Origin of the sequence: Desulfotomaculum sp. OF05-3, assembly GCF_003435535.1 — a bacterium.
In the GTDB taxonomy this organism is placed as follows: Bacteria; Bacillota; Clostridia; order Lachnospirales; family Lachnospiraceae; genus Pilosibacter; species Pilosibacter fragilis.
Genome location: NZ_QWGO01000051.1, coordinates 10,941 through 14,878 on the forward strand (window position 1 = coordinate 10,941; position 3,938 = coordinate 14,878).

The window sequence follows — 3,938 nt, forward strand, 5'->3', positions numbered from 1 at the left end:
TCTCGATTACGTACGTAAGTATAATATAGATTTATGAAAATGTCAACTGCTTTTTTTGATTTTTTTTCTATTTTTTGCATTTTTTCTACATTATCTACATTTTCTACTCTTCTTCCCATTTTCAATCTGTCACACATGCCTGACGGATTAAATTTTCGAAAAGATATTTACAGAAAAGTTTTCTTTTTGAGCAGAATAGTGTTATAATATCAAAAAGAGAACTCATCGCATCTGCTTATCTCAATCGAGAAGTCCCGCTTCTATAAGGGCCAGAGCATAACAACCTTTCCGAGCGGGAATATCATCTCCATCTGAGAGAAACGCACTGCGAAGGTATGCTGTGATCCTGGAAAGAATTTGTCAGCCTGCGCTGACCGGGATCACACATCAGAGCTCATATGCGTTCAACTTAATTTTCCCGTAATTTTATATCCAGAGGGGGCGTTTTTATGAAAGCAATCAGAATCCTTCTTTCCATTGCCATGCTGATCGCTGCCGGTCTCGGCGCTTTCAATGTCATTCCGTTGCGAACTGCGTATTTCACACTGATCATTCTTGCAGCGATCACTGTGAGTATCCGGATCATCCACCGGATCGCCGGCAACGGCGCCCCAAATACCATCATCCGGATCATCAGCGAGATCATCGCGTCCCTCTGTATCCTCGGCTTCGCGCTTTTCACTTATCGAACGATTGGGTAATGGCTACATCATCTTCTTAATCGTCTCGCAGAGCTCCGCCACAGCGGTCTCCTCGTTTCCGTTCTTGATATCTTCCACCACGCAGGTTTTGATGTGGTTGGATAAGAGAACTTTGCAAAAGCCGTTTAAGGCAGACTGGACGGCAGATACCTGAACCAGGATATCCGGGCAGTAGCGTTCGTCCTGAACCATAGCTTTGATGCCACGGACCTGCCCCTCAATGCGGTTTAAGCGTGTCAGAAGATCTTTCTCTTCCTTTTCTGTTCTATGTTTGTGGCGGCAGTGGCAGACAGCGTCATCGGACGGTGTTTCTGTTTCGGCAGTCACCGTATTTGCTGTTGCTTCTGCTCCTATTACCCCTGTTGTCTCCATATTTACATTTACTGTCTCCGCTTCTCCGGCACAGCAACATGATTTTTTCTCCATGCACAACCTCCCCAATTTTACGTTCCTACGATATCATGTTTTCTTCTCTGATCTGCCTCACAGGCATTTGCCTATATAGCAGGAAAGCCACCCCGGGAATCTTTCATCCCGGGGCAGCTGATATTCAATCATTTTTTGCAGTCAACTCTCAACCGATCACCTTGTAATCCTTATCCTCGATGGCTTTTTTAAGCACTTCGGTCGGAACATCTTTTGTGAGTGTCACCGTTGCGGTTCCTTTTACGTGATCTGCCTCTGCAACGGATACGCCGTCAATGGCCTCAAGTGCTTTTTTTACAGTTGCCTCGCAGTGCGGACACATCATACCTTCAACTTTTAATGTCTTTTCCATCATGTTACTCTCCTTTTCTTTATTGTTATGGATTTTTGTTTTTATCTTTTTGTCCCTGTCGGAACGCCGGATATCAAAGAAATTTAAGCGCAGGGCGTTGGATACAACGCAGAAGCTGGATAAGCTCATGGCTGCGGCACCAAACATCGGATTCAGTTTCCAGCCGAATACCGGGATCCAGAGTCCCATGGCAAGCGGGATCCCGATCACATTGTAGAAAAATGCCCAGAACAGATTCTCGTGGATATTCGTAAGCGTCGCACGGCTTAAGCGGATCGCTGCCGGGACATCGGATAAGCGGCTCTTCATGAGGACCACGTCCGCCGCATCGATAGCGACGTCGGTTCCGGCTCCGATGGCGATTCCCATATCGGCTCTTGTGAGGGCCGGAGCATCATTGATCCCGTCGCCGACCATGGCAACCTTGCCTTTTTCCTTGAGCTTTCTGATCACACTCTCCTTACCATCCGGGAGGACTCCGGCGATGACCTCATCGACACCGGCTTCTTTTCCGACAGCCTTTGCGGTGCGCTCATTATCACCGGTCAGCATGACTACATGGATTCCCATGTTCTGCAGCTCCCTGATTGCCTGTGGGCTGTCTTCCTTGATCATATCCGCAACAGCGATGATGCCCACAAGCTTCTCATTCTCCGCAAAGAATAACGGAGTCTTTCCGCTCTCCGCGAGAGCTTCGGATTTCTTCTTCATATCTTCCGGAACAGCCACATGAGTTCCGACAAACTTCATGTTTCCGCCGTAGATCGTATTTCCATTTAATTTCGCAGAAAGTCCGTTTCCGGGAAGTGCCGCAAAATCTGTCACATCAGCTGCGGAAAGCCCCATTTCCTCACCCTTTAAGAGGACTGCCTTCGCCAGCGGATGCTCGCTCTTCTTCTCGAGAGCGTATGCCAAGGAAAGAAGTTCTGACTCGCTCACTCCCTCTTCCGGAACGAGATCTGTCACGCGGGGTTCCCCGCTTGTGATGGTCCCCGTCTTATCTAAGGCAACGATCTCTACTTTTCCCGTTTCTTCCAGCGAAACTGCTGTCTTAAAAAGGATTCCGTTCTTCGCTCCCATTCCGTTTCCCACCATGATGGCTACCGGCGTTGCAAGTCCTAATGCACACGGGCAGCTGATGACGAGAACGGAGATCCCTCGGGCTAAGGCGAAGGCCATGGTCTCGCCTGCGAGGAGCCAGCCGATGGTCGTGATGATCGCGATCGTGATCACGGCAGGTACAAATACGCCGGATACCTTATCGGCGATCTTCGCGATGGGCGCTTTTGTTGCCGCCGCATCGCTGACCATTTTTATGATCTGGGAGAGTGTGGTATCCTCTCCGACTCTCGATGCCTCGCAGCGGATAAAGCCAGACTGATTTAATGTCGCAGCCGAGACAGGGTCACCTGCCTCCTTATCCACCGGAATACTCTCCCCGGTGAGAGCAGATTCATTTACTGCGCTGTTTCCCTCTAAGACGATACCATCCACGGGTATATTTTCACCCGGACGGACCACGAAAATATCGCCTTTTTTAACCTGGGCGATCGGAACCGTAGTCTCAACACCGTCCTTTTCGATCACGGCGGTCTTCGGGGCCAGCTTCATTAAACCTTTTAAGGCATCTGTGGTGCGTCCCTTTGATCTCGCTTCCAGCATTTTCCCGACGGTGATAAGGGTTAAGATCATCGCCGCGGACTCAAAGTAGAACTCGTGCATATAGCTCATGACTGCATCCGCGTTCCCTTTTACCTGAGCATCTGTCATCATAAACAAGGCATAGGTGCTCCAGGCAAAGGAAGCACTGGAGCCCAGTGCTACCAGAGTATCCATATTGGGAGAACCGTGGAGCAGGCCCTTAAAGCCACTGATAAAGAATTTCTGGTTGATCACCATGACGATCACGGTGAGAAGGAGCTGCAAAAGCCCCATCGCCACATGGTTTCCGTTGAAGAAAGCCGGAAGCGGCCAGTTCCACATCATGTGTCCCATGGAGAAATACATGAGGACTAAGAGGAAGCCGATGGAGGAAATGAGTCTCTTCTTTAAGGCCGGGGTTTCATGGTCTTCCAGGGCAGATTCATCATAGAGAGTGACGTTTCCGGATCTGTCTGCTTTTTCCACTCCTTTTACGGACGCGCCGTAACCGGCAGCCTGAACTGCCGCGATAATTTCTGAGGAAGAAGCTGTACCTTCGACACCCATCGAGTTCGTGAGCAGGCTCACGGAACAGGAGATAACGCCCGGTACTTTGGAAACTGCCTTCTCCACGCGGGTCTGGCAGGCAGCACAGCTCATTCCTGTTATTGTATACTGTTCCATCTTTGTCGTTCCTTTCTATTTGCATATACCCATACGGGGTATATGTAAATAATAGCACGAACGGCAGAAATGTCAAGACCTGTATTTGAGATTTTTTCTGTGACATACTCCCTCCACTTAGCTAACACTTGAAG

3 protein-coding genes are annotated in these 3,938 nt (G+C 49.1%); 1 reads left to right on the top strand and 2 read right to left on the bottom strand.

What is annotated here, in order from left to right; all coding sequences use genetic code 11:
- Window positions 1–449 precede the first annotated feature (449 nt).
- Complete coding sequence (locus DXA87_RS16470; RefSeq protein WP_117505396.1) at window positions 450–701, top strand: hypothetical protein; 252 nt, start codon at window positions 450–452, stop codon at window positions 699–701.
- A gap of 3 nt (window positions 702–704) precedes the next feature.
- Here the strand turns inward: DXA87_RS16470 and DXA87_RS16475 are convergent, their stop codons facing one another.
- Window positions 705–1,028, bottom strand: coding sequence for a metal-sensing transcriptional repressor (locus DXA87_RS16475; protein ID WP_117471811.1), 324 nt, complete (start codon window positions 1,026–1,028; stop codon window positions 705–707).
- A 247-nt stretch (window positions 1,029–1,275) separates the two neighbouring features.
- Window positions 1,276–3,804, bottom strand: coding sequence for a heavy metal translocating P-type ATPase (locus DXA87_RS16480; protein ID WP_117505398.1), 2,529 nt, complete (start codon window positions 3,802–3,804; stop codon window positions 1,276–1,278).
- Window positions 3,805–3,938 lie beyond the last annotated feature (134 nt).